At 38.8% G+C, this 882-nt stretch carries 3 protein-coding genes; all 3 read right to left on the reverse strand.

Annotation, left to right across the window (positions count from 1 at the left end):
• The coding region (locus VQ048_RS12255) for a DUF3875 domain-containing protein (RefSeq protein WP_327611933.1) at positions 1–356 on the reverse strand (356 nt) is incomplete at its 3' end.
• The gene (locus VQ048_RS12260; protein ID WP_064969514.1) at positions 353–700 is read right to left on the reverse strand and encodes a DUF4133 domain-containing protein; all 348 of its coding nucleotides are present in this window, start codon (positions 698–700) and stop codon (positions 353–355) included. The genes VQ048_RS12255 and VQ048_RS12260, both read right to left, overlap by 4 nt.
• 11 nt (positions 701–711) lie before the next feature.
• Positions 712–882, reverse strand: a 171-nt coding sequence (locus tag VQ048_RS12265) for a DUF4134 domain-containing protein (protein WP_327611934.1), incomplete at its 5' end; no start/stop codon positions are given.

Here is an 882-nt window from a genome sequence, read left to right on the forward strand (position 1 = left end):
GTGGTTTGTGTTATGAATAGATAGCAACGATGATTTAGAAAAGGGCGTTCATTAAAATGTCTTTCGTATGAACGCGTTAAAAAACTTAGATTTTCTTTTTGAATATTAGGTTCGTAGTTTTCCTTAGTGAACCAATCTTGTTTATGTACAATACAAAAGTCGGGTAAGACTTTGACGGCTTTGTGCCACATCGAATGTAGATGATCGTAATCATTAGAAGATAAAGTAAATAATTCGGGGAGAGCAATCTCAAAACCGATACTAACATCGGCTTCTTTGGATAGCACACAAGCATCTTCAATGGCTAACAAAGGAAATTTATGCTCCAATGTTGCCGTTTTGGATATATTTCTCATATACTTTTGGATTTATGTTGTGAATTGTGTAGAAATTGCTGAATCGTTTTACGGTGGATAAGGTATTTCGGATGTCTTCTATTAGCGGCGATTTTCATCAAGCCGTGTTCGCCATATTTTCGGTTCAGCGAAAAAGTCTGCCAGATGACTAACCCCGCCAATAGGACACCGAGACCAATGGTGATATAAGGACTTACGCCCACGATATAGAGTATCATCGTAAGTAGCAGGACACCCAATAAACCACCTGCGAAAATAAACAGGTATTGGGCTTTGAGTCCTTTGAACTCTACCGTTCTGCCGATGCCTTTATTGATGGCAAAACTCTTTTTCTTTCTTTCCATAGGACTATCGTTTATAAAAAGAAAGACCTTAGAATGGTAGCCGCTACAATCAAGAAGATACAAGCTCCAAACCACGAAGCGGCGGTTTTACTTGTATCAGGATCTCCATTGGAAAATTTATTGTACACTTTTACGCCGCCTATCAATCCTACGACTGCACCAATGGCATAAATGAGTTTAGT

Origin of the sequence: Bergeyella anatis (assembly GCF_036016955.1) — a bacterium.
In the GTDB taxonomy this organism is placed as follows: domain Bacteria; phylum Bacteroidota; class Bacteroidia; order Flavobacteriales; family Weeksellaceae; genus JAYWXI01.

Coding starts and splice junctions, on each gene's coding strand:
- VQ048_RS12260 (WP_064969514.1), bottom strand. CDS start 700: ATGGAAAGAAAGAAAAAGAGTTTTGCCATCAATAAAGGCATCGGCAGA.